This is a genomic window from Sphingomonas sp. CFBP 13733, from assembly GCF_014841795.1.
GTDB lineage: Bacteria > Pseudomonadota > Alphaproteobacteria > Sphingomonadales > Sphingomonadaceae > Sphingomonas > Sphingomonas aerolata.
Window position 1 is genome coordinate 787,329 of sequence record NZ_JACYUP010000002.1, and the last position, 21,126, is coordinate 808,454.

At 69.0% G+C, this 21,126-nt stretch carries 16 protein-coding genes; 11 read left to right on the forward strand and 5 right to left on the reverse strand.

The annotated features are described in order from the left end of the window. Positions 1-31: 31 nt before the first annotated feature. Complete coding sequence (locus IFT71_RS07950) at positions 32-2,620, forward strand: PAS domain-containing protein (RefSeq protein ID WP_244654800.1); 2,589 nt, start codon at positions 32-34, stop codon at positions 2,618-2,620. A gap of 46 nt (positions 2,621-2,666) precedes the next feature. Here IFT71_RS07950 and IFT71_RS07955 read toward each other — a convergent pair whose 3' ends face one another. Beyond that, on the reverse strand, positions 2,667-3,113 hold the full coding sequence (locus IFT71_RS07955) for a PA2169 family four-helix-bundle protein (RefSeq protein ID WP_244654801.1): 447 nt from the start codon (positions 3,111-3,113) through the stop codon (positions 2,667-2,669). Between the two features lie 212 nt (positions 3,114-3,325). On the opposite strand from IFT71_RS07955, the gene IFT71_RS07960 reads away from it, so the two are divergent. After that, entirely contained in the window at positions 3,326-4,036 is a 711-nt protein-coding gene (locus IFT71_RS07960; RefSeq protein WP_192140062.1) for a prolyl hydroxylase family protein, read from the forward strand. Here the strand turns inward: IFT71_RS07960 and IFT71_RS07965 are convergent. The 3 genes from IFT71_RS07965 to IFT71_RS07975 form a co-directional block, all read right to left on the reverse strand. After that, positions 4,030-4,725 (reverse strand): L,D-transpeptidase, encoded by a 696-nt coding sequence (locus IFT71_RS07965; RefSeq protein WP_192140064.1) that lies wholly within the window; start codon positions 4,723-4,725, stop codon positions 4,030-4,032. The two genes, IFT71_RS07960 and IFT71_RS07965, sit on opposite strands and share 7 nt — an antisense overlap. 1 nt (position 4,726) lies before the next feature. Continuing rightward, a complete protein-coding gene (locus tag IFT71_RS07970; protein WP_192140066.1) occupies positions 4,727-7,387 on the reverse strand; it encodes a two-partner secretion domain-containing protein in 2,661 nt (886 codons plus the stop codon). Between the two features lie 69 nt (positions 7,388-7,456). Next, on the reverse strand, positions 7,457-9,094 hold the full coding sequence (locus tag IFT71_RS07975; RefSeq protein ID WP_244654802.1) for a ShlB/FhaC/HecB family hemolysin secretion/activation protein: 1,638 nt from the start codon (positions 9,092-9,094) through the stop codon (positions 7,457-7,459). A gap of 543 nt (positions 9,095-9,637) precedes the next feature. Between IFT71_RS07975 and IFT71_RS07980 the strand changes: the two genes are divergently transcribed. From IFT71_RS07980 to IFT71_RS08005, 6 genes are read left to right on the forward strand one after another with little or no spacing between them, the layout of a single operon-like run. Then, the gene (locus IFT71_RS07980; protein WP_192140070.1) at positions 9,638-12,295 is read left to right on the forward strand and encodes a glycoside hydrolase family 2 TIM barrel-domain containing protein; all 2,658 of its coding nucleotides are present in this window, start codon (positions 9,638-9,640) and stop codon (positions 12,293-12,295) included. After that, on the forward strand, positions 12,292-13,575 hold the full coding sequence (locus tag IFT71_RS07985) for an MFS transporter (protein ID WP_107045161.1): 1,284 nt from the start codon (positions 12,292-12,294) through the stop codon (positions 13,573-13,575). Before IFT71_RS07980 ends, IFT71_RS07985 begins: the two co-directional genes overlap by 4 nt. 19 nt (positions 13,576-13,594) lie before the next feature. Further along, a complete protein-coding gene (gene uxuA, locus IFT71_RS07990) occupies positions 13,595-14,764 on the forward strand; it encodes a mannonate dehydratase (RefSeq protein ID WP_197976051.1) in 1,170 nt (389 codons plus the stop codon). Further along, a complete protein-coding gene (gene uxaC / locus IFT71_RS07995) occupies positions 14,761-16,173 on the forward strand; it encodes a glucuronate isomerase (RefSeq protein WP_192140078.1) in 1,413 nt (470 codons plus the stop codon). The genes uxuA and uxaC overlap by 4 nt, the downstream gene beginning before the upstream one ends. Then, positions 16,170-17,615 carry a mannitol dehydrogenase family protein gene (locus IFT71_RS08000; protein ID WP_192140079.1) on the forward strand — a complete coding sequence of 482 codons (1,446 nt, stop codon included), beginning with the start codon at positions 16,170-16,172 and terminating at the stop codon, positions 17,613-17,615. The genes uxaC and IFT71_RS08000 overlap by 4 nt, the downstream gene beginning before the upstream one ends. Further along, a complete protein-coding gene (locus IFT71_RS08005) occupies positions 17,612-18,616 on the forward strand; it encodes a sugar kinase (protein ID WP_192140080.1) in 1,005 nt (334 codons plus the stop codon). Before IFT71_RS08000 ends, IFT71_RS08005 begins: the two co-directional genes overlap by 4 nt. A 6-nt stretch (positions 18,617-18,622) precedes the next feature. Here IFT71_RS08005 and IFT71_RS08010 read toward each other — a convergent pair whose 3' ends face one another. Continuing rightward, positions 18,623-19,585, reverse strand: coding sequence for a 2-hydroxyacid dehydrogenase (locus IFT71_RS08010; protein ID WP_192140081.1), 963 nt, complete (start codon positions 19,583-19,585; stop codon positions 18,623-18,625). A 177-nt stretch (positions 19,586-19,762) separates the two neighbouring features. Here IFT71_RS08010 and IFT71_RS08015 point away from each other — a divergent pair, with 177 nt between their 5' ends. The 3 genes from IFT71_RS08015 to IFT71_RS08025 all read left to right on the forward strand — a co-directional run bounded on the left by IFT71_RS08015 (position 19,763) and on the right by IFT71_RS08025 (position 21,012). Further along, positions 19,763-20,041 carry a hypothetical protein gene (locus IFT71_RS08015; RefSeq protein WP_192140082.1) on the forward strand — a complete coding sequence of 93 codons (279 nt, stop codon included), beginning with the start codon at positions 19,763-19,765 and terminating at the stop codon, positions 20,039-20,041. Between the two features lie 135 nt (positions 20,042-20,176). Continuing rightward, positions 20,177-20,752 (forward strand): SAM-dependent methyltransferase, encoded by a 576-nt coding sequence (locus tag IFT71_RS08020; RefSeq protein WP_244654803.1) that lies wholly within the window; start codon positions 20,177-20,179, stop codon positions 20,750-20,752. Next, positions 20,749-21,012 carry a hypothetical protein gene (locus tag IFT71_RS08025; RefSeq protein ID WP_056405598.1) on the forward strand — a complete coding sequence of 88 codons (264 nt, stop codon included), beginning with the start codon at positions 20,749-20,751 and terminating at the stop codon, positions 21,010-21,012. Before IFT71_RS08020 ends, IFT71_RS08025 begins: the two co-directional genes overlap by 4 nt. Positions 21,013-21,126: the final 114 nt, after the last annotated feature.

Sequence of the window (21,126 nt, forward strand, 5' to 3'; positions counted from 1 at the left end):
GCGACTTAGTGCAAAGGGCGAGTAGACGGTCTTGAACGATACACCCGACCGCGCCGACCCCGGCGCTCGTCCGTTGACGGCCGATGCCGAGCGAATCGCCGCCGAGCTGATCGGGCAGGACCTTGGCACCGACCCTTTCGTCGCGGCGGTGCGAGCGACGCGGATGCCGATGATCATCACCGATCCGCGCCTGCCCGACAATCCGATCGTGTTCACCAACGACGCGTTCTGTCGGCTCACCGGCTATCCGCGCGAGGACATACTCGGGCGCAACTGCCGGTTCCTCCAGGGGCCGGAAACCGATCCCGCGACGATCGACCGGATCCGCGACGCGGTCCGCCGGGTCGAATCGATCGAGATCGAGATCCAGAACCACCGCAGGGACGGCGAGACGTTCTGGAACCGGCTGCTGATGGCGCCGGTCTTCGACACGCACGGCGTGCTCGCCTATTTCTTCGCCAGCCAGGTCGACGTGACGCTCGAGCGTGAGCGGCTGAAGGGACTGGAGAGCAGCAACGCCTCGCTCATGGCGGAACTGACCGACCGGTTGCGACAGCAGCAGGAGCATGAGCGTGAGCTCGCCTTCACGCTCAAGGCCGCGCGGTTCGGGACCTGGAGCCTCGAGATCGCGACGAAGCGGCTGACCGCATCGGATACCTGCAAGGAGATCTTCGGTCGTCCGACGGACGCGCCGTTTTCCTATGACGACCGGCTGGAAGCGATCCATCCCGACGATCGCGCGCTGAGCGTCGCCGAGGTCCGGCGCTGCGTCGAGGAGGGGACGGATTACGAGGTCGTCTACCGCATCTACCGCCAGGACGGCGAACTGCGGTGGATCGGATCGCGCGGACAGCCCTTCTATTCTGCCACCGGCGAGGCGCTGCGGATCGCTGGCGTGTCGACCGACATCACCGACCAGCGCCGCGGGGAGATGATGCGCGCGGCGCTGGTCGAGCTGGGCGACATGTTCCGCGACACCGACTGCCCCGACGACATCTCCTACCAGGCCGTCCAGATCATCGGCCGGACGATCGACCTCAGCCGCACCGGCTATGGCGAGATCGATCCGGACGCCGAGACCGTGACGGTGCACAGAGACTGGACCGCGCCAGGGGTCGGCCAGCTTTCGGGCACGTTCAGGCTGCGCGACTTCGGCACCTATATCGACGACCTCAAGCGCGGCGAGGAGGTCTGCGTGACCGATGCGCGTGCCGACCCGCGGACCTACGCGACCAGCGCCGCGCTCGAAGCGGTGCAGGCCCGCGCGATCATCAACATGCCGATCACCGAAAACGGCCGGATCGTGGCGATGCTGTATCTCGCCAGCGGCTGGGCGCGGCATTGGCGCGCGGACGAGGTCGCGTTCGCGCGCGAGGTCGCGGATCGGACCCGCATCGCTACCGAGCGCCGTCGCACCGAACAGGCGCTCGCCGCGCTCGCCGCCTCGCTCGAACAGCAGGTCATCGCGCGGACGAGCGAGTTGCAGACCGCCGAGGATGCGCTGCGCCAGTCGCAGAAGATGGAGGCGGTGGGCCAGCTTACCGGTGGTGTCGCGCACGACTTCAACAACCTGCTCACCGTGATCCGGTCGGCGACCGACTTGCTCAAGCGCCCCGACCTCCCGCCCGAACGGCGCGAGCGTTACATCGACGCGATCTCGGACACCGCCGATCGCGCGGCCAAGCTGACCGGGCAGCTGCTCGCCTTCGCACGGCGGCAGGCGCTCCAGCCCGAGGTGATCGACGTCGGCCAGAGTCTCGGCAGCATCGCCGACATGCTCGGCACGCTGACCGGATCGCGGATCACGATCGCGATCGACGTACCCGACACGCCCTGCTTCACCAATGTCGACCCGAGCCAGCTCGACACCGCCCTGGTCAACATGGCGGTCAATGCGCGCGACGCGATGGACGGCGCCGGACGGATCGACATCGCGCTGCGGACCGCCACGATGATCCCGGCGGTGCGCTCGCATCCGGCGGTCGAGGGGCAGTTCGTTGCGATCTCGATGCGCGACACCGGGTCGGGCATTCCGCCCGAAAAGCTCGAGCGGATCTTCGAGCCGTTCTTCACGACCAAGGGGGTCGGGCAGGGCACCGGCCTTGGGCTCAGCCAGGTGTTCGGTTTTGCCAAACAGTCCGACGGCGACATCATCGTCGAGAGCGAAGTCGGCTGCGGCACGGTCTTCACGCTCTATCTGCCGCGCGCGGAGGAGCGCACCGCGAACCTGCCGGGGGCGGTCCCGGAGGGGCTGGCGGATGGCCATGGCACCTGTGTGCTGGTGGTCGAGGACAACAAGGACGTCGGCACGTTCACGACCCAGTCGCTTGCCGAGCTCGGTTATGTGACGGTCTGGGCGGCGGATGCGCAGGAAGCGTTGGCGGTGCTGGGCGAGGACGCGGCCCGCTTCGACATCGTGTTTTCGGATGTCGTGATGCCGGGGATGAACGGCATCGACCTGGCCAAGGCGATCCGGGCATCGCATCCCGGACTGCCGGTGGTGCTGACGTCGGGCTACAGCAACGTGCTGGCGCAGGATGGTACCGACGGGTTCGAGCTGCTGCACAAACCCTATTCGGTCGAGGACCTGTCGCGGATCCTGCGCAAGGCGGCAGGATAGCGCGCAGGAAAAAGGGCGACCGGCCGAAACCGGTCGCCCCTTCGGATCAGGTGAGGCTGTGCTTGAGCGCGCTCATCTTGTCATGGCCTTCGCGGACCGAGGCATAGCCCTTGGTGACCGCGTCGAGCGATGCGGGCGACAGCTGGCCGTCCTTCATCGCGTCCTCATACTTGGCCTTGATGTGGTCCTCGCCACGCTCGACCTCGAGGATGATCGCCTTGTCGTCCTTGCCGGTCAGCGCCTGCTTCAGGTCCATGAAGGTGCGATGCGCTGCGGCGAGCATGCTCGAATCCATCTCGGGCTCGCTGCCGAGTGTGCGGACCTGCGCCTGCAGGTTCGTCGCGACCTGGGCGCGATCGCGCGCGAAGTCGGCGAACATCGTCGCATACTGCGTGCTCTCGGCGTCCTTGGCCGCGTCCTCATAGCCCTTCATGCTGTCGAGGGTCGTCTTGATCAGGCCGTTCAGGACGGACACGTCGGTGTCGTTGCTCATCATTCGTCTCCTTTGGGAATGGCGGCTCAACGATCGTCACGCGATTAAGTCGCACCCGGATTTTGCCGTCTGCGCGGACAAGTATCGAGCATTGCGGCCGAATTCGGCGGTGAAACGGCTTTTGCGCCTGTACGGCTTGATCTATGTGATGGTCTGGCCACGGGGCCGGACCGCCGGTCCGCCACCGACGCGCCCGACAGTCTGGAGTGCCCATGGTCGCCGTTCCGTCCGCCGCATCGCCCTTATCCGCCACCGACCGACGCGACGGCCCGGTCGAAGCGCTCGCGCGCGCGGAGTCCGCGGCACAGGTCCGCGAGCAGATCCTGTGCTATCCCGGCGCCGTTCGCATTCCGGCACCCGGGATCGAGCTGTACGTCGTCCGCGATTTCCTGCCGCTCGACGTGTGCGCGGCGCTGATCGCACTGATCGATGCGGATCGCGTGCCGTCGCCGGTCGTCGCCGACGATCCGCGCCCCGCCTACCGGACCAGCGAGACCTGTTACCTCTATGCGGGGCCCGACGCGGTCACCGCGGTCGAGACCCGGCTCGACGCGCTGACCGGGCTGGAACCGCGCTTCGGCGAGGCGCTGCAGGGCCAGCGTTATGCGGTCGGGCAGGAGTTCAAGCCGCATCACGACTTCTTCGATACCAGCCAGCTCTACTGGCAGGACCAAATTGCGGTCGGCGGACAGCGGACCTGGTCGGCGATGACCTTCCTCAACGAGCCCGTGGCGGGCGGGCGGACCAATTTCCCGGCGGCGGACGTGATCATCGCGCCGAAGGCGGGCAATCTGGTGATCTGGAACAACATGGACGACTATGGCGCGCCCAATTCGGGGTCGGTGCATCAGGGCATGCCGGTCGAACAGGGGGTCAAATATGTGCTGACCAAATGGTATCGCGAGCGCCCCTGGGGTCAGTGAGGCACGGCGTCCGGCGCTGACGATGCCGTCGTTATCGCAAAGACGCTGCGCAGCGGCCGGGTCTCGGGCAGGATATAGACGATCCCGACCGTGCCCGTGAACAACGGCTTGATCACCCCGTCATAGAAGCGCGCGGGCACGTTGACGCAGCCATAGGAGATCCGGTTGTCGCCCGGCGTCGGCGAGGCCAGCCGTCCGGCGCGGTCGTCGACCCGGCGACCGGCGATGACGCGGTGCAGCGACAGCGCAGCGGCATAGTCGATCCACAGGATATCCTGCTCGAAATCGGCGCCGATGGACGCCTGGAACCGTCCCGCGGGAGTGGTCCGTTCGGCGGGGGTGATCGTCGCGAGCTTGCGCTGGCCGATCCCCGGCACGCTGTCGTCACCGCGGGCGAGCCCGAGCAGCGCGGGCGCCGTGCCGCGCAGCACCCCCGCGCCATCGAACGCGAAGACCACCGCGTTCACCTTGTCGATCACGACGAACGGCAACGCCTGGTTGTCGCGCGATTGCATCACCCAGTCGACGGTGTCGCGGGCATCGTTCGAGACAGCGGCAGTCCCGAAGCGCGCCGTCGCAGCTGTGCCGGCCGCGACTGGCCGCGCGCCGGCGGCGGACGCGACCCCAGCCGCCAGGGCGACCGCGAGCAGCACGCCGTGCCGCGCTGCTCGCGGCCCGAAGCCTGCCATATCAGTGGCGCGCCTGCTTGCGCGGATAGACCGGGACGACGGGCGTCCGCGGCACGGGCTGCGTCAGCTCCCCCAGCGACGATTGCGTCGGCGGCGTCACGGGGACCGGCGTCACGGGGACCGGGAACGGTCCCGGACCCTCCGGCGGCACGCTCACACCGCCATCGACCACCGTCCCGACCGGCACGTTCGGCCGCCGGACTTGGGCTGGTGGCACCTCGAGGAACGGCCGCGTCGCGGTCGGCAGGACGGTGACGATCACCGGTGTCGGCGTCGGCGTCGGCGTCGGCGTCAGTATCGGCGTTGGCGAAGGCGAGGGTGCTGGCGACGGCGCGGGTGCTGGTGCTGGTGCTGGTGCGGGTGCGGGTGCTGGCGACGGGGCTGGCGCTGGAGCCGGTGCTGGTGCTGGTGCTGGCGCGGGAGCCGGAGCGGGAGCAGGGGCGGGAGCCGGGGCCGGTGCAGGAGCCGGCGCAGGCGCAGGCGCTGGAGCTGGGGCTGGTGCTGGGGAAGGAGCAGGTGCCGGTGCCGGTGCCGGAGCCGGAGCCGGAGCCGGAGCCGGTGCCGGTGCTGGCGAAGGTGCTGGTGCTGGTGCTGGTGCTGGTGCTGGTGCTGGCGATGGCGCAGGCGCAGGCGCAGGCGCAGGCGCTGGAGCAGCCGTGATCGTCCCCGTAGTCCGGAAGCCCGCCGTGCAGCACGATCCCGCCAGCGCATATTGGTCGGCATTCGCGCCGGTCAGCGTATAGCCGCTATAGCTGACGCCGATGCCCGCTCCGGCATCGGCGCTGTCGAACGTCGCCGTGGCGTTGCTGCCCGCGACGAGCGTGACGCCACTCGGCAGCCCCGACGTGTCCGACGCGTTGAAGCCGCTCAGCACCGCCGCATTGGTGCCATCCGCGACCTTCTGCGCGGACGGGAAGACCAGCATCCGCTGCGCAATCGCCGCACCCTCGGCCAGCACGAACTCGCTCGAGAAGTCGGTCGGTGTCGTATAGGAAACCGGGTTGTAGGTGATCGACACCGGCGCCGCGGTCACCGTCGTCGGCGGCGACAGCGCGGAGAACACGATTGTGCCGCCGTTGACGCCCGGCCCGGTGCCGTCCGCGCCCGCGATCAGCGTCAGCCCGACCGGAAGGCCCAGGCTCTGCGCCGGGATCGTCGTGCCGCGCGTCAGCGTGACGGCGGCGTCGATCATCACGTCATGCCCCGCGCACAGCGCGATGTTGCCGTCGGTCGTCGTGATCGCATGATAGACGTTCACGTTGCGCCCGGCGTTGAGCAGGATGCTGCCATTGACCGTCGTCAGGTCGGCGTTGACGTTCACGTCGCGGCCGCAGCAGGCGACGATGTTGCCGTTGGTCGCGCTGATCGGCGCGTTGATCACGACGTCGCGAAACGCGTTCAACGTCAGCGTCGTCGGTACGCCCGATGCCGTCCACGCGACCGCGTCGTTGACGAAGATGTCGCCATTGCCCGTCGTCGTGTCGCCCGCCGCGGGCAGCGTGCTGATCGTGATGCTGGTCGTCACGAGCTGCGCCGACAGCGTCGAGCCCGAGATGTTGCCGCCCGCACCAATCACATAATCCTGCGGATCGATCAGCCACGTGCCGGTCATGCCCGATCGCGCCAGCGTCGAGACCTTGGCCCCATCGGCGATGTTGACGGTCGCCGCCGACGTCTCGATGAAGCCGCCATTGCCGCCGACCGGTGCGCTCGCGTCGAGCGTACCGCTGAGATTGGTGGTGCCGGTCTGCATGTCGCCGAGCAGCAGGATCGTGCCGCTGCGGTTCTGCAGCGTCCGCGCCTCGATGATGCCGCTATTGTTGACCGCGGTGTGGAGCAGGTCGCCCGCACCCTGCGCGGTCATCACGACCTTGCCGCCATCCGCGCGGATCAGCCCGCCGTTGCGGACCAGCGCGCCCACCGCGCCCTTGTCGACCGCGACGTTGAGCAGCCCGTCGCCCGCGACGTCGAGCGTGATCGCCTCGCCCGCCGCCAGCACGACCGTGCCGAAATTGGCGCGGATCACGCCGCTGTTGCCGACCTGCGCGCCGAGCAGCGCGACATAGCCGCCCTTGGCGGTGATCGTGCCGTCATTCTGGACGCCCGCGGTGCTGGTCCCGGCAAAGCGCGACTGGCCGGCCATGAAATCCGCATCGGTGATGTTCAGCGTCGATGCGACCAGCCCGCCGACGTTCACGTTGGCGGTCTTGCCGAACACGATGCCGTTGCCGTTGACCAGGAAAACCTTGCCGTTGGACGAGAGGCTGCCGAGGATCGACGATGGATCCGACCCGACCACGCGGTTGAGCGCGACCGAGCTCGTGCCCGGCTGGTCGAAGGTCACGCTCGCGTCCTTGCCGATCGAGAAGGACTGCCAATTCAGCACCGCGCGGTCGCTGGTCTGGGTGACCGTCATCGCCGGCCCGCGCGTCGCGATGCTCGCCTGCCCCGCGGCCAGCTCGCCCCCGGTCGGCAGCGTCTGCGCCGTGGCGGGGCGCGCGGCGACCGTGCCGGCAAGGCTGATGCCGATCAGCCACGCGAACCGCGCGAGCCCGGTCGTGCCGAACAGCCCGCCGCGGCGCTGGCGCGTCGGTGCGGTGGAGGCGGCGGTGGAGGGAGCGGCGGCGGGGCGATGGCGGATCGATGCGGGGATCGGGGTCATGGGCGGTATCCTCGGGTGGCGGCGGATGGCCGCGAAATGTCGGTGCTGGTCGCTGGGGCGCGCGCGGACCTAGAAGCTCTTGGCGATCTGGAACCAGGCGCGGCCGGACCGGTCGGGGGCGGCGGTCGCATCGGCGCTGCCCAGCTTGCGCGCATAGGTCGCGCGCAACACGATGTCGTACGGCGCGGTCCAGGTCGCGCCCGCGCCATAGGCGCTGCGGACCGCATGGTTCGATCCGTCGAAATAGCGCCGCTTCACATAATCGACCTCGCCGACATCGACGAAGGCGAACAGCTGCAGCGCGCCCGGGATGACCCGCGGCAGCGCGAGCCGCGCTTCGGCGGTCGCGACATAGCCCTGGTCGCCATAGGCCTCGCCCTCGGGATAGGCGCGCACCGCATAGGCGCCGCCCAGCTCCATCTTCTCGGAAATGTCGAGATTGTTGAACGCGACCTGCCCGCGGACCGAGCCGAACACCGAGACCGGCCCGCTGATCGTCTGCAGCCGCGCCAGGCTGAACTGCATCTTGCCGTAGCGCCCATCGGTCCGCGCGGTCAGTGCGTCGACCGACCGCTCATAGGTGCCGCGAATGTCGAGCGTACCGACCGAGACGCTCAGCGAATAGGCGTTCCAGCCGCCGCCGAGCAGCGTGTCGTGCGAGTCGCTGCTGAGGCCCCCGGTGACGACCTGCGCACGGCGATAGGTGACCGTGTCGACGATCCCGAACCGGTCGTCGAACCATTTCGCATCGCCCGCCACCGTTACGTACAGGTTGCTGTCGCGCGACCGGATCAGCGGGTAGCTGGCATAGACGCTGGCGATCTCGGCATTGCCGCTGCCGTCGAGGCTGTCGAATTCCTTGCCGAGTTCATAGTCGAGATGCGCATAGGCGACGCCGAGCGTGACCTTGCCGATCGGCGCCTGATAGGAGGCGCGGCCATAGGCGAGCCCCGAGAAGGACGTCAGCGCGCGAAAGCCGAGCACGTCGCCCGAGCCGGTCGGGTTGTTCCAGTTGACCGACCCGCCGACGCGGTAGGCGCCGGTGTAGCGGTTGCCCGCATTGTCGGCCTCGACGCTGCCCGTGATGCTGCGGCCCGGGGTGATGTCGACCAGCAGGTCCGACGTGCCGACCGCGGTGCCGGGGCCCAGCGTCGAGCGCACGCGCACGCCGGGCAGGTCGGACAGCATCAGCAGCCGGCGTTCGATCGGCGCGACCGCGACCGGATCACCGACCTCGAGCCCGTCGAGCATGCCGTTCGCGACGCTGTCCGCGAGGCGGGATTCGTTGCGCAGCCCGACCGCGCCGAGGCGGCCCTCGACGACCGCGATCGTCACCGTTCCGCTCTGCACGTCCTGGGCGGGCAGATAGGCCTGCGCGACGAAATAGCCGCGGCTGGTATAATAGTCGGTGATCCGCGCCGCGAGCGTCTTCAGGCCCGCGAGATCGAGGTTGGCACCGGGCGCGAACCCCGTTGCGGCGACCAGCGTCGCTTCGGGGAACAACGTCGCGCCGGTGACGCGGATCGCATCCACGCGGGCCGAGGGTCCGCCCGCGGCCGGGATCGCGACCGGCGTCTTGCGCGTCAGGCCGAGCTCGGGATCGGGCGTATCGCTCAGCGGCACGGGCGGGATCTGCTGCAGCTGGCCACCGGCGCCGACCGGTACCTGTGCCTGCGCGGCCCCGCCGCCTGCCACGAGCGCAGCCATACTCACCGCCGCACACGCGGCTGCCCGAAGGATCGACGTCATTGGATATACCTCGAAAGTCACCGCGGATGGACGCTACGAACCTCCCATCCGCAGCAGCGGGAGTCGTAGTAGCAAGGCGTCGGAAGAGCCGCTGATGCGGCAATGTCGGTGGCGAAGGTCTTGATGAGAAGAAGGTCGATCGTTGTATAAAACGAACGGCCGCGATGGCTTAGTCCTTCGAATACAACTAAAATATACCCCGATTCCGTTACCTTTCTCTTAACGTTGATCTCTGTTCTTGATCTGAATCAAAAAATAGGTTCGTGCACCGGCTGATGCTGGACGCGCGACCTGCCTTACCGGACGGCGGCAAACCCGATCACATGCCAAGCCGCGACAGCCTTATTGTCCTGACACGCAGATGGCCGGGGGCATCAGAGACGCGCCACCCTGTAACCCGACCTTCCAAAAACCGTCCAAAAACCAGGCCAAACCCAAAAATTAACTGGTCAGGCCAATTGTCAGGAATTAAGCTGCCAAAAAAAGATCAGGGAGAGGGTTATGCAGACCAGATATGTCGCGGCGGCCGTCATCGCCGTCATGGCCGCGCCCGCTGCCGCACAGAGCGAGCGATCGGTCGTCCCCCTGGCGCAGGGCTGGGAGTTCCAGCGCGGCGGCGACGTCGATCCGGCGCAGGCGGCGCAGGCCCCCGGATCCTGGGAGCGGGTCAGCGTGCCGCACACCTGGAACCGCGTCGGCTATTACATGCCCGACCCCCAGACCCATCTGAACCGTGCCGAGTCGGTCGACAAATATCAGGGCGTCGGCTGGTACCGTATGACCTTCACCCCGCCCGCGATGGACGCAGGTCAGCGCGCCTGGCTCCAGTTCGACGCGGCGAGCCGCACCGCCGAGGTCTGGCTCAACGGCCAGCGGATCGGCGGGCACAAGGGCGGGTTTTCACGCTTCCGGCTCGATGCCACGCGCGTGCTCCGCGCCGGGCAGGCGAACACGCTGCTGGTCAAGGTCGACAATACGCAACCGGCGCAGGGTTCCTCGACCGCGGACATCCTGCCGCTCGCGGGCGATTTCTTCGTCCATGGCGGGCTGTATCGGCCGGTTAGCCTGATCGTCACGAACGCGGTCCATGTCGACATGCTCGATGCCGGTGGCAGCGGGATCTTCGCGACGACCAAGTCGATCGACGCGGCGATGGCAAAGGTCGACGTCCGCGTGCGGATCCGGAACGACGGGACCAAGGCTCAGGCGGTCAACGCGGTGGTCAGGCTGATCGACGCGGGCGGCAAGACGGTCGCGACCGGAACCCGCCGCATCCCCCTGCGCGCCGACACCGCGTCCGAGAGCGTCCAGTCGCTGTCGGTCGCGACGCCGCATCTGTGGAACGGGGTCGCCGATCCGTATCTGCACCGTCTGGTGGTCGAGATCGCGACGCCGTCGGGCGCGGTGCTCGACCGGGTCGAGCAGGCGTTCGGCATCCGCGAGATGCGCGCCGACCCGGCCCGCGGCTTCATGCTCAACGGCAAGCCGCTGCGGCTCCAGGGCGTCGGCTATCACCAGGATCGCGAGGGCAAGGGCTGGGCGACCGCGCCTGCGGATATCGAGCAGGATGTCGCGATCATGCGCGAAATGGGCGTGAACAGCATCCGGCTGACGCATTATCAGCACGGCCAGGTGATCCACGACCTCGCCGACCGGTACGGCATGGTGCTGTGGGACGAGATCCCGCTGGTGTCGCGCTGGACCTGGGGCGACGATGCGGTCGCGACTGCCGGGCTGCGCGACGATGCGCGCCAGCAGCTGCGCGAGCTGATCCGCCAGAATGGCAACCACGCGTCGGTGTTCAACTGGGGCATCGCGAACGAGGTCGATTTCGGCAAGTCGCTGCCGGCGTTCATCACCACCAGCAAGGACACGCCTGCGCCTGATCCGCTGCCGCTGCTGCGCGAACTGAACGCGCTGGCGAAAAGCGAGGATCCGTCCCGCGCGACCGCGCTGGCGACCTGTTGCGAAGGCCGGCTGCTCGGCTTCGCGGACATTCCGATCACCGCGGAGGCCGCCGATCTCGGCGGGGCCAACCGCTATTTCGGCTGGTATTACGGACAGCCCGGCGATCTCGGCAAGCATCTCGACTCGCTCCGCGCGCTGCGCCCGAACCAGCCCGTGTCGGTGACCGAATATGGCGCGGGCGGCGCGACGACGATCCACACCGACAACCCGCTCGGCGGCAAGGTCGACCAGCGCGGGCGCAACCAGCCCGAGGAATATGAGAGCTACATCCACGAAACCGCCTGGGCGACGCTGTCCGCCAAACCCTATCTCTGGGGGACATGGCTGTGGAATTCGTTCGACTTCGCGACGACCGTCCGGCGCGAGGGCGATGCGATCGACATCAACACCAAGGGGCTGGTCACCTACGACCGGAAGATCCGCAAGGACGCCTATTATTTCTACAAGGCGAACTGGACCGCGACGCCGACCGTGCACGTCGCCGGGCGGCGCTATGTCGACCGCGCCTATCAGGTCGCCGACGTCCGCGTGTACAGCAACGCGCCGCGTACCGACCTGCTGGTCAACGACCGCGTTGTCGGCACGCTGAGCGCCTGTCCGCAGATGGTCTGCGCCTGGTCGAACGTCGCGCTGGCGGCGGGGGCGAACCGCGTCGTCGCGCGCGGCGTCTTCCCGACCGGGGCGGTCGACGACGCGATCGAATGGCGGGTGGCGGCGGATGCCGCGCGGTCGATCCGGATCGACAGCGGCGCACTGGTCGCACCGGAGATCGCGGGCAAGCGTTATGGCTCGGACGCGTTCTTCGCCGGCGGCAGTTTCGGCGATATCAACGCCTATTCGGGCTATGGGCCGCGCCCCGAGAAGAAGGTCGTCGCGGGGACGCCCGAAGGCGCGGTCGCCGAAACCTACCGCGAAGGCCGGTTCAGCTACCGCGTGCCGCTCGCCAACGGGCGCTACACGGTCGAGCTGAGCTTCGTCGAACCCGCGCTCGCGGCCGGCGCCCGACAGTTCGACGTCGTCGCCAACGGCAAGCGCGCGATCGCCGCGCTGGACATCGCCGCGGTCGCGGGCGCGCCGCTCACGCGCGTCACGCGGCGGATCGTCGTGGGCGTCACCGACGGCATGCTCGACCTGAAATTCGTGCCGATCAAGGGCGACGCGATCGTGTCCGGTATCGAGATCACGCGATGAGCGCGCCGGGCACCCCGCGGCGCGGCTGGCGCAGCGTGCCGCTGCGCTGGCGGCTGATCGCGCTGGTGACGCTGGGGACGATCCTCAACTATCTCGCGCGCTCGACGCTGTCGGTGGCCGCACCGCAGCTGAAGACCGAATTCGGCATGTCGACCGAGGATTACAGCTGGGTCGTGCTGGCGTTCCAGGCCAGCTACACGGTGATGCAGACCGTCGCGGGCAGCGTTCTCGACCTGCTCGGCACGCGGCTCGGATTCTTCCTGTTCGCGGTCGGCTGGGCGCTCGCCAACATGGCGCATGCGCTGGCGACCGGCTGGCCGAGCCTCGCGCTGTTCCGCGCATTGCTCGGCGCGAGCGAGGCGGCGGCGATCCCCGCGGGCGCCAAGACGGTGTCCGAATGGTTTCCCCCGCGCGAGCGGTCGCTCGCGACCAGCGTGTTCCAGATGGGCACCAGCGTCGGCAACATGATCGCGCCGCCGCTCGTCGCCTTCTGCATCCTCGCCTGGAACTGGCAGGCGGCATTCATCGTGACCGGCGGGCTCAGCCTGGTCTGGGCGTTCCTGTGGTATTGGGGCTATCGCAGCCCCGCCGATCATCCCGCGCTGAGCGAGGACGAGCGCGCCGCGATCATCGAGACCCGCGGCGAGGACGTCACCGCCAAGCCCGCGACGCGTGGCGACCTGTTGCGCAGCCGCAGCTTCTGGGGAATCGCGGTCCCGAAATTCCTGGCCGAACCGGCGTGGCAGACGTTCAACTTCTTCATCCCGCTCTATCTGGTGTCGGTGTGGAAGCTCGATCTGAAGAGTATCGCCTTATGGGCGTGGATGCCGTTCCTCGCCGCCGATTTCGGCAGCCTGGCCGCAGGCGTGCTGCCGAGCTGGCTGATGAAGCGCGGCGTGCCGCTGGTCGCGTCGCGCAAGATCACGATGACGATCGGCGCGATGTGCATGATCGGGCCGGCGTGCATCGGTCTTGCGCACTCGCCCGGTGTCGCGATCATCCTGTTCTGCATCGGTGGCTTCGCGCACCAGATGCTGAGCGGCGCGCTGGTGACGCTGTGTTCCGACATGTTCGACAGCCGGACGGTCGGCACCGCGACCGGGATGGCGGGGACGTCGGCCTGGGTCGGCGGGATGCTGTTCACGCTGCTGATCGGGCAGAGCGCCGATGCGTGGGGATATGACCCGCTGTTCGCGGCGTTGGCGGCGCTCGATCTGCTCGCGGCGGTCGTCTTGTGGAGTTTGCTGCGCGCTACGCCGCGCACGGGGTTGAGGGTTTAAGAGGATGACGAGTGTGTTGATGACGCAGACGATGCGCTGGTTCGGGCCGAACGATCCGGTGCGGCTGGACAGCATCCGGCAATCCGGCGCGACCGAGGTGGTGACCGCGCTGCACGAGGTTCCGAACGGCGAGGTCTGGACGCGCGAGGCGATCGCCGCGCGCAAGCAGATGGTGCGCGACGCCGGGCTCGACTGGACGGTGGTCGAAAGCCTGCCGGTCGACGAGGGCATCAAGACCCGCTCGGGCGCATGGGACAGGCTGATCGAGGCGTACCGCGAGAGCCTGCGCAATCTCGCGGCCTGCGGCATTCGCGTCGTCACCTATAATTTCATGCCGTTGCTCGACTGGACGCGCACCGATCTCGCCTGGGAACTGCCCGACGGATCGCGCGCGCTGCGGTACGAGGCGATCGTGGTGGCCGCCTATGACCTGTTCATGCTGCAGCGGCCGGGCGCGGAGCAGAGCTATGCGCCTGCGGTTCGCGACGCGGCGGCGGCGCGCTTTGCCGGCATGGACACAGCGGCACGCGCGGATCTCGAACGGACGATCCTCGCGGGCCTGCCGGGCAGCGAGGAGGGCTTCACCTCGGCCGCGTTCCTCGAGGCGATCGGCCGCTACGACGCGATCGACGCGGCGCGGCTGCGCGACAACCATGTCGCGTTCCTCGAGGCGGTGTGCCCGCTGGCCGACGAGCTCGGTATCGCGCTGGTCGTCCATCCCGACGATCCGCCGTTTCCGATCTTCGGCCTGCCGCGCGTCGTCAGCACCGAGGCCGACGTGACCGATCTCTTCACGCGCGTGCCCAACGTCTCGAACGGGCTGTGCCTGTGTACCGGGTCGTTCGGCGTGCGCGCCGACAACGACCTGCCCGGCATGGTCGACCGGCTCGGCTCGCGGATCGGCTTCCTCCATCTGCGCTCGGTCCAGCGCGAGGCCGATGGCGCGTTCCACGAAGCCGATCATCTGGAGGGCGATGCCGGCATGGCGGCGGTTATGGCGGCGGTCCACCGGCTGTCGGTCCGCGAAGGGCGCAGCATCCCGATGCGCCCCGACCATGGTCATCAGATGCTCGACGACCTGACGCGCACGACCAATCCGGGCTATTCGCTGCTCGGCCGGATGCGCGGGCTCGCCGAACTGCGCGGACTTGAACGCGGTATCGCCTTTGCGGCAGGAGCCCTTGCATGACCCGTCCTCTCGAGCTTCATCCCGACCGGCTGTTTCCCGCCGATCCGACGACCCGCGCGATCGCCCGCACGCTCTATGCGGAGATCGCCGACCTGCCGATCGTCAGCCCGCACGGCCATACCGATCCGACCTGGTTCGCCGACAATGCCAACTGGACCGATGCGACGTCGCTGCTGCTCGCGCCCGACCATTATCTGTTCCGCATGCTCTACAGCCAGGGCGTCGATCTGGACGCGCTGACGATCGCGCGCCGCGATGGTACGCGGAGCGCCGACCCGCGCGCGGCGTGGCGGCTGCTCGCCGACCATTATGCGCTGTTCCGCGGCACGCCGTCGCGAATGTGGCTCGACCATGTCTTCGCCGAGGTGTTCGGGTTCGACGTCGCGTTCGAGCCGGCGACCGCGGACCTGTATTTCGACACGATCGGCGAAAAGCTCGCGACCGCGGCGTTCCGCCCGCGCGCGTTGTTCGACCGGTTCCGGATCGATTTCCTCGCCACCACCGAAGGCGCGCACGACAGCCTCGACGCGCATCACCGGATCCGCGAGAGCGGCTGGAACGGCCGTGTCGTCACCACCTATCGCCCCGACGGCGTGATCGATGTCGAGCACGAGCAATTCGCCGGCGCGCTGCGCCGCTTCGGCGAACTGACCGGCGAGGACGTCTATGGCTGGCAGGGCTATCTCGCCGCGCACCGCAAGCGCCGCGCCGATTTCCGCGCGGCGGGCGCCACCGCGACCGATCACGGCCATCCGACCGCAGCGACCGCGAACCTGTCGACCCCCGAATGCGAGGCGCTGTTCGCGCGCATCACCGGTGACGACTGGACCGCCGCCGACGCCGAGCTCTTCCGCGCGCAGATGCTGACCGAGATGGCGGCGATGAGCGTCGAGGACGGCATGGTCATGCAGATCCATCCCGGCTCGGTGCGCAATCACAATGCCGGGCTGTTCGCCAGCCATGGCCGCGACAAGGGCGCGGACATTCCCGGGCGCACCGACTATGTCCACGCCCTCAAGCCGCTGCTCGACCGGTTCGGGACCTCGACCGAGCTGTCGATTATCCTCTTCACGCTCGACGAGACGGTCTATGCGCGCGAGCTGGCACCGTTGGCGGGGCATTATCCGTGCCTGAAGCTCGGCCCCGCCTGGTGGTTCCACGACAGTCCCGAGGGCATGTGGCGGTTCCGCGAGATGACCACCGAGACTGCGGGCTTCTACAACACCGTCGGCTTCAACGACGATACGCGCGCCTTCCTGTCGATCCCGGCGCGGCACGACGTCGCGCGCCGCATCGACTGCGGCTATCTCGCGCGGCTGGTCGCCGAGCACCGGCTGGAGGATTGGGAGGCGGCAGAGCTCGCGCGCGAACTGACGAGCGATCTGGTCCGCAAGGCGTACCGGTTGTGAAGCTGTCCAGGGCCACGCGATCCGCGCTCGCCGCCGACGTGACGCAGCCCGCATCCTCCGCCGTCACCGTCGGGCGGATCGTCCATCTCGGGATCGGCGCGTTCCACCGCGCGCATCAGGCGGTCTATACGCAGGATGCGTCGACGCCGGACGTAGGGTGGCGGATCACCGGCGTGTCGCTGCGCTCGCCGCAGGTGCGCGATACGCTCGCGCCGCAGGATGGGCTCTACACCGTGACCGAACGGTCGAACGGCGCCAGCGCGACCCGGCTGATCGACGTGATCGACACGCTGCTGGTCGCCGCGGAGGATCCCGACGCGGTGATCGCCGCGCTCGCCGACCCTGAGACCTGGGTCGTGACGCTGACCGTCACCGAAAAGGGCTATTACCGGCATCCGGCGACCGGCGCGCTGCTCGTCGACGACCCGGCGATCGCGCACGATTTGAGCGGCGGCGTGCCGCGGACGATCTTCGGCTTTCTGGCGGCGGCGCTCGATCGGCGGCGCGGCGCGGGGGCAGGGGGACTGACGCTGGTGTCGTGCGACAATCTGTCGGGCAATGGCGCGCTGTTGATGCGCCTGCTGCTCGCGTTCGTCGAGCGCCGCGATGCGGATCTGGCCGCCTGGGTGCGCGCGCACGTGACCGCGCCCGACACGATGGTCGACCGGATCGTGCCCGCCTCGACCGAGGCCGACCGCGCGGGCGTCGCGACCGCGATCGGGGTCGACGACGCCGCCGCCCTTGTCACAGAACCGTTCCGGCAATGGGTGATCGAGGACCGCTTCGCCGGCCCGCGCCCGCGCTGGGAGGCGGCGGGGGCGCAGATCGTCGACGACGTCGCGCCGTTCGAACTCGCCAAGCTGCGGCTGTTGAACGCCAGCCATTCGACGCTCGCCTATGTCGGGCTGCAACGGGGCCACGCCTTCGTCCATGAGGCGATCGCCGATCCGGCGCTGCGCGCGTTCGTGATCGCGCAGATGCAGGAGGAGGCGGTGCCGAGCCTGACCGCGGCGGCGGGGCTCGACCCGGCGGCGTATATCGACGCGATCCTCGACCGCTTCGCCAATGCCGATCTTCACCACCGGCTCGACCAGATCGCGATGGACGGATCGCAGAAGCTGCCACAGCGCTGGATCGCGACCGTCGCCGAGCGGCAGGCGCAGGGGCTCGACAGCCCGAAGCATCGGCTCAGCCTCGCCGCGTGGATCGCCTATACCGCCGCCGCGCCTGCGATGGCCGATGATCCGCTGCGGAATCGCTACGCCGCAATCTGGGCGGACGCCGCGGGCGACGCGCGGCAGGTCGTCGCGCGGTTCGTCGACGAACTCGGCATATTCCCCGCCGATTTCGACCACGCGGCGCTGGGCGATGCGGTGGTAACGTGGCAGGCGCAGGGGCCAGAGGCCGCACTGCGCGGCGCCATCGGAGAGCCCGTCGCATGACTGGTACGATAGTGTGTTTCGGCGAGATGCTGTTGCGGCTCGCCGCGCCCGACCGCGGGCATCTGTTCCAGGACGCCCGGCTCGACGCGCATTTCGGCGGCGCGGAGGCGAACGTCGCGGTCGCGCTCGCGCGGATCGACGTGCCCGCCGCGGTCGTCACGACGCTGCCGCATGGCCTGATCGGCAATGCGGCGCTCGACTCGGTCCGCGCCGCGGGCGTCGACGTGTCGCGGGTGGTGCGCGCGGACGGTCGGCTCGGCCTGTATTTCCTGTCGCCGCCGAGCGGGTCGCGCGGCGCGCAGATCGTCTACGACCGCCTCGACAGCAGCTTCGCCGCCACCCCGTCGAGCGCCTATGACTGGCCTGCGCTGCTGGACGGCGTCGGCTGGCTGCATCTGTCGGGGATCATTCCCGCCATCGGTCCGGGTGCCGCGCAACTGTCGCTCGATGCGATCGCGGCGGCGCGGGCGGCGGGGGTCAGGGTCTCGTTCGACGGCAATTTCCGCGCGAGCATGTGGGCGCGCTGGTGCGCCGATCCGCAGGGCGTGCTGGTCGATCACGTCGACGGTGCGGACCTGCTGTTCGGCAGTCACCGCGACATCTCGCTGCTGCTCGGCGAGGACCATGCCGGCGACACGCCGGACGCGCGGCGTCGCGCATGCGAGGCCGCGTTTGCGCGGTTTCCGACGCTCGCCTGCATCGCCTCGACTGCACGCCGCGTGATCGATGCCGATACGCATGCGCTGTCAGCCCGCGTCGATCGCCGCGACGACTCGTTCGAGACCGAGACGATCCTCGTCACGCAGATCGTCGACCGGATCGGCACCGGCGACGCGTTCGCCGCGGGCGTGCTCTCCTGCCTCGACGACGGGTGCGAGGCGGCCGCGCGCTGCGGCCTCGCGCTCGCCGCGCTCAAGCACGGCACCGCGGGCGATCACAGCCGGACGACGCTGACCGATCTCGCCGACTTCACCGGCGCGCCCGCCGACGTGCGGCGGTGACCGGGCTCAGCCGGGGTTCGGCGTCTCCGCGACGGGGGTGAGCGCGCGGCCGGTCTCGAACCATTCGCGCAGATTGTCGACCACCAGCCCGCCCATAGCCGCGCGCGTCCGCTTCGACGCCGAGCCGATATGCGGCAGCAGCACCGTGTTCGGCAGCGCGCGCAGGCTGACGGGGACATTGGGCTCGTCCTCATAGACGTCGAGCCCGGCGGCCAGGATCGTGCCCTGCTGCAACGCCGCGATCAGCGCGTCCTGATCGACGACGCTGCCGCGAGCGACGTTGATGAACACGCCCTGCGCGCCCAGCGCCTTGAGGACCGCGGCGTCGACCAGGTGCTGCGTCCCCTGACCGCCGGGCACGATCGCGATCAGCACGTCGCACGCCGCCGCCAGCGCGACCGGCGTTTCGTGATAGTCATAGCCGATATCCGCCTGCCGCGACCGGCCGTGATAGGCGATCGGCACGTCGAACGCCTCGAGCCGCCGCGCCACCGCCTTGCCGATCGCGCCAAGCCCCAAGATCCCGATCCGCCGTCCGCGCAGGCTCGGCGACAGCGGAAACGACTTTTCCGCCCAGGTGCCGTCACGGACATGGCGATCGGCCTGCGGAATCCCGCGCAGCGTCGCCAGCAGCAGTCCGATGGTCAGATCGGCGACCTCCTCGTCGAGCACGCCGGGCGTATTGGTCACGACGATCCCGCGCGTCGCGGCGGCGTCCGCGTCGATCCCGTCATAGCCCACGCCGAAATTGGCGACGATCTCGAGCGCGGGCAGCCGCTCGTACCAGGACGCGTCGATCCGCCCCGCGAGCGAGCTCGCCGCAAGCCCGCGGACGCGCGGCGCCACCGTCGCAAGGAACGCGTCGGGGTCTTCCTGCTCCCATAGCCGGTGCACGACGAACCGCTCGCCCAGCGCGTCGACGACGCTCGGCAGCATGGGGGCGGGGATCAGGATTTCGGGTCGGTTCATGCCGGGGGTGTACGCACAAACTGCGCGGGCAGACACCCCCTTCCGGGGCCCCTCGCGGCGGCCGCCGCATGTGAGAAAACTACCCAACCCTATGCCGCCGCTACGCAAAAGGCCGGGATCGCTCTCGAATTGCTATGCCGCGGCCGATAGCTGGAGGGCCACGACAAGGAGAATGGCATGGCAGCGTGGCATCGTTCGCGGTGCGCGGATCTTGGTCTGCGCGCGGTGGGACTTCTCCTCTGCGCAATGGCGTACATCGCGGTGTGGCGCCTGTCCGCCCTCGCGCTTTCCCCTCACGGCTCGGGTGCGTTGGCCTTCGCGCTCGCCGCGATCGGCTTTCTGGGGGCGAGCGCGGGCAGTGTCATGGTGCTACTCGGGCATCACCTGTTCGACGGTATCGCGGTCAGCGAGCGCTGGCGGCCCCGCGTCCGCGCCACGGCAGCGAGCATGCGGTGAAATGCGACGAGCTGTTGCGGCCACTATGGCGCCACTATGGGGTTTCGGGGAATCGCTCTCGAATCCCTATGCCGCGGTTCGTAATTCGGGTTTGCGGGCGCCTGGACGCCCGATCACACAGGCAAAAACGCGAACATGTCGTCTGAACCCACGCCGGAGCCCCGCGCACGCGGGCGCGTCATTCCTCTCGGCCAGAACAAGGCGGGCCACGGGCGTGTGACCCCGGCACGCGGCGCCACGGCTGAAGCGAAGGCGGACATGCCCGCCACCATGACCCGAGCCTGCGCACGCCGCGCGACGCGCGATCCGCGCTGGCCACATATCGCGGCGGCGCTCGCCGATCTGCGCGAACGGCATCGCCACGCGGTCCGGATCGTCGATGCCGACTGTGCATGCGGGACGCTGCTGATCGAGACCGTGCGTTACGCCCGCGCGCTCGGCTTCACCGCGATCGAGGGGCAGGGCGTCGCCGATGCGCCGGCGCTGATCGGCCGCGCCCGCGCCGCTGCAGCGCGGCTGCACGATCCCGCGATCGGGCTCGACTTCGAAGGCGGCGGTCTGGCGCAGGTGCTCGCCCGCGAAGCCGATTTCCCCGCCGACATCGTGCTGTGCCACGACCAGGACGGCGGCATCGCGCGGCTGCTGGCGGCTGCGGGCACCCTCGTGATCGCCGATCCCGTCGCGACGCGCGTGCGGAGTGAGGCGGCATGACGCGGCGCGACCTGCAATGGAAGGCGGGCGGCTTCGCGTTGATGGCCGTCTCCTGTGCGCTGTGCATGGCGGTCGACGGATCGCCGCTGATGCTCCTCTTCTTCCCGCTCGCGCTGCTCGGGTTGCCGCTGATGATCCATGGCAAACGCGTCGGGCAGATGGTCCGGGCGGAACGCCGCGGGCACAGCCACACGGTCGACGCCGTCCATGCCGCGCGCAGACGTCGGCGCGGACAGGGCAGCGATGGCTTCGGCCGCTGACCAGCAGAGGACCTGTTACGGACATCGTCGACGATCGCATGTCACGCTCGTGCAACCTGTCGGCTTTAGCGATCCTGGATGAACACGCCGTCGCCGCTGTCGCTCGACGTCTGA

Coding starts and splice junctions, on each gene's coding strand:
- IFT71_RS08015 (WP_192140082.1), top strand. CDS start 19,763: ATGGCAGCGTGGCATCGTTCGCGGTGCGCGGATCTTGGTCTGCGCGCG.
- IFT71_RS08025 (WP_056405598.1), top strand. CDS start 20,749: ATGACGCGGCGCGACCTGCAATGGAAGGCGGGCGGCTTCGCGTTGATG.
- IFT71_RS07955 (WP_244654801.1), bottom strand. CDS start 3,113: ATGAGCAACGACACCGACGTGTCCGTCCTGAACGGCCTGATCAAGACG.
- IFT71_RS08005 (WP_192140080.1), top strand. CDS start 17,612: ATGACTGGTACGATAGTGTGTTTCGGCGAGATGCTGTTGCGGCTCGCC.
- IFT71_RS07965 (WP_192140064.1), bottom strand. CDS start 4,725: ATGGCAGGCTTCGGGCCGCGAGCAGCGCGGCACGGCGTGCTGCTCGCG.
- uxaC (WP_192140078.1), top strand. CDS start 14,761: ATGACCCGTCCTCTCGAGCTTCATCCCGACCGGCTGTTTCCCGCCGAT.
- IFT71_RS07975 (WP_244654802.1), bottom strand. CDS start 9,094: ATGGCTGCGCTCGTGGCAGGCGGCGGGGCCGCGCAGGCACAGGTACCG.
- uxuA (WP_197976051.1), top strand. CDS start 13,595: ATGACGCAGACGATGCGCTGGTTCGGGCCGAACGATCCGGTGCGGCTG.
- IFT71_RS08010 (WP_192140081.1), bottom strand. CDS start 19,585: ATGAACCGACCCGAAATCCTGATCCCCGCCCCCATGCTGCCGAGCGTC.
- IFT71_RS07980 (WP_192140070.1), top strand. CDS start 9,638: ATGCAGACCAGATATGTCGCGGCGGCCGTCATCGCCGTCATGGCCGCG.
- IFT71_RS07970 (WP_192140066.1), bottom strand. CDS start 7,387: ATGACCCCGATCCCCGCATCGATCCGCCATCGCCCCGCCGCCGCTCCC.
- IFT71_RS07960 (WP_192140062.1), top strand. CDS start 3,326: ATGGTCGCCGTTCCGTCCGCCGCATCGCCCTTATCCGCCACCGACCGA.
- IFT71_RS08020 (WP_244654803.1), top strand. CDS start 20,177: ATGTCGTCTGAACCCACGCCGGAGCCCCGCGCACGCGGGCGCGTCATT.
- IFT71_RS07985 (WP_107045161.1), top strand. CDS start 12,292: ATGAGCGCGCCGGGCACCCCGCGGCGCGGCTGGCGCAGCGTGCCGCTG.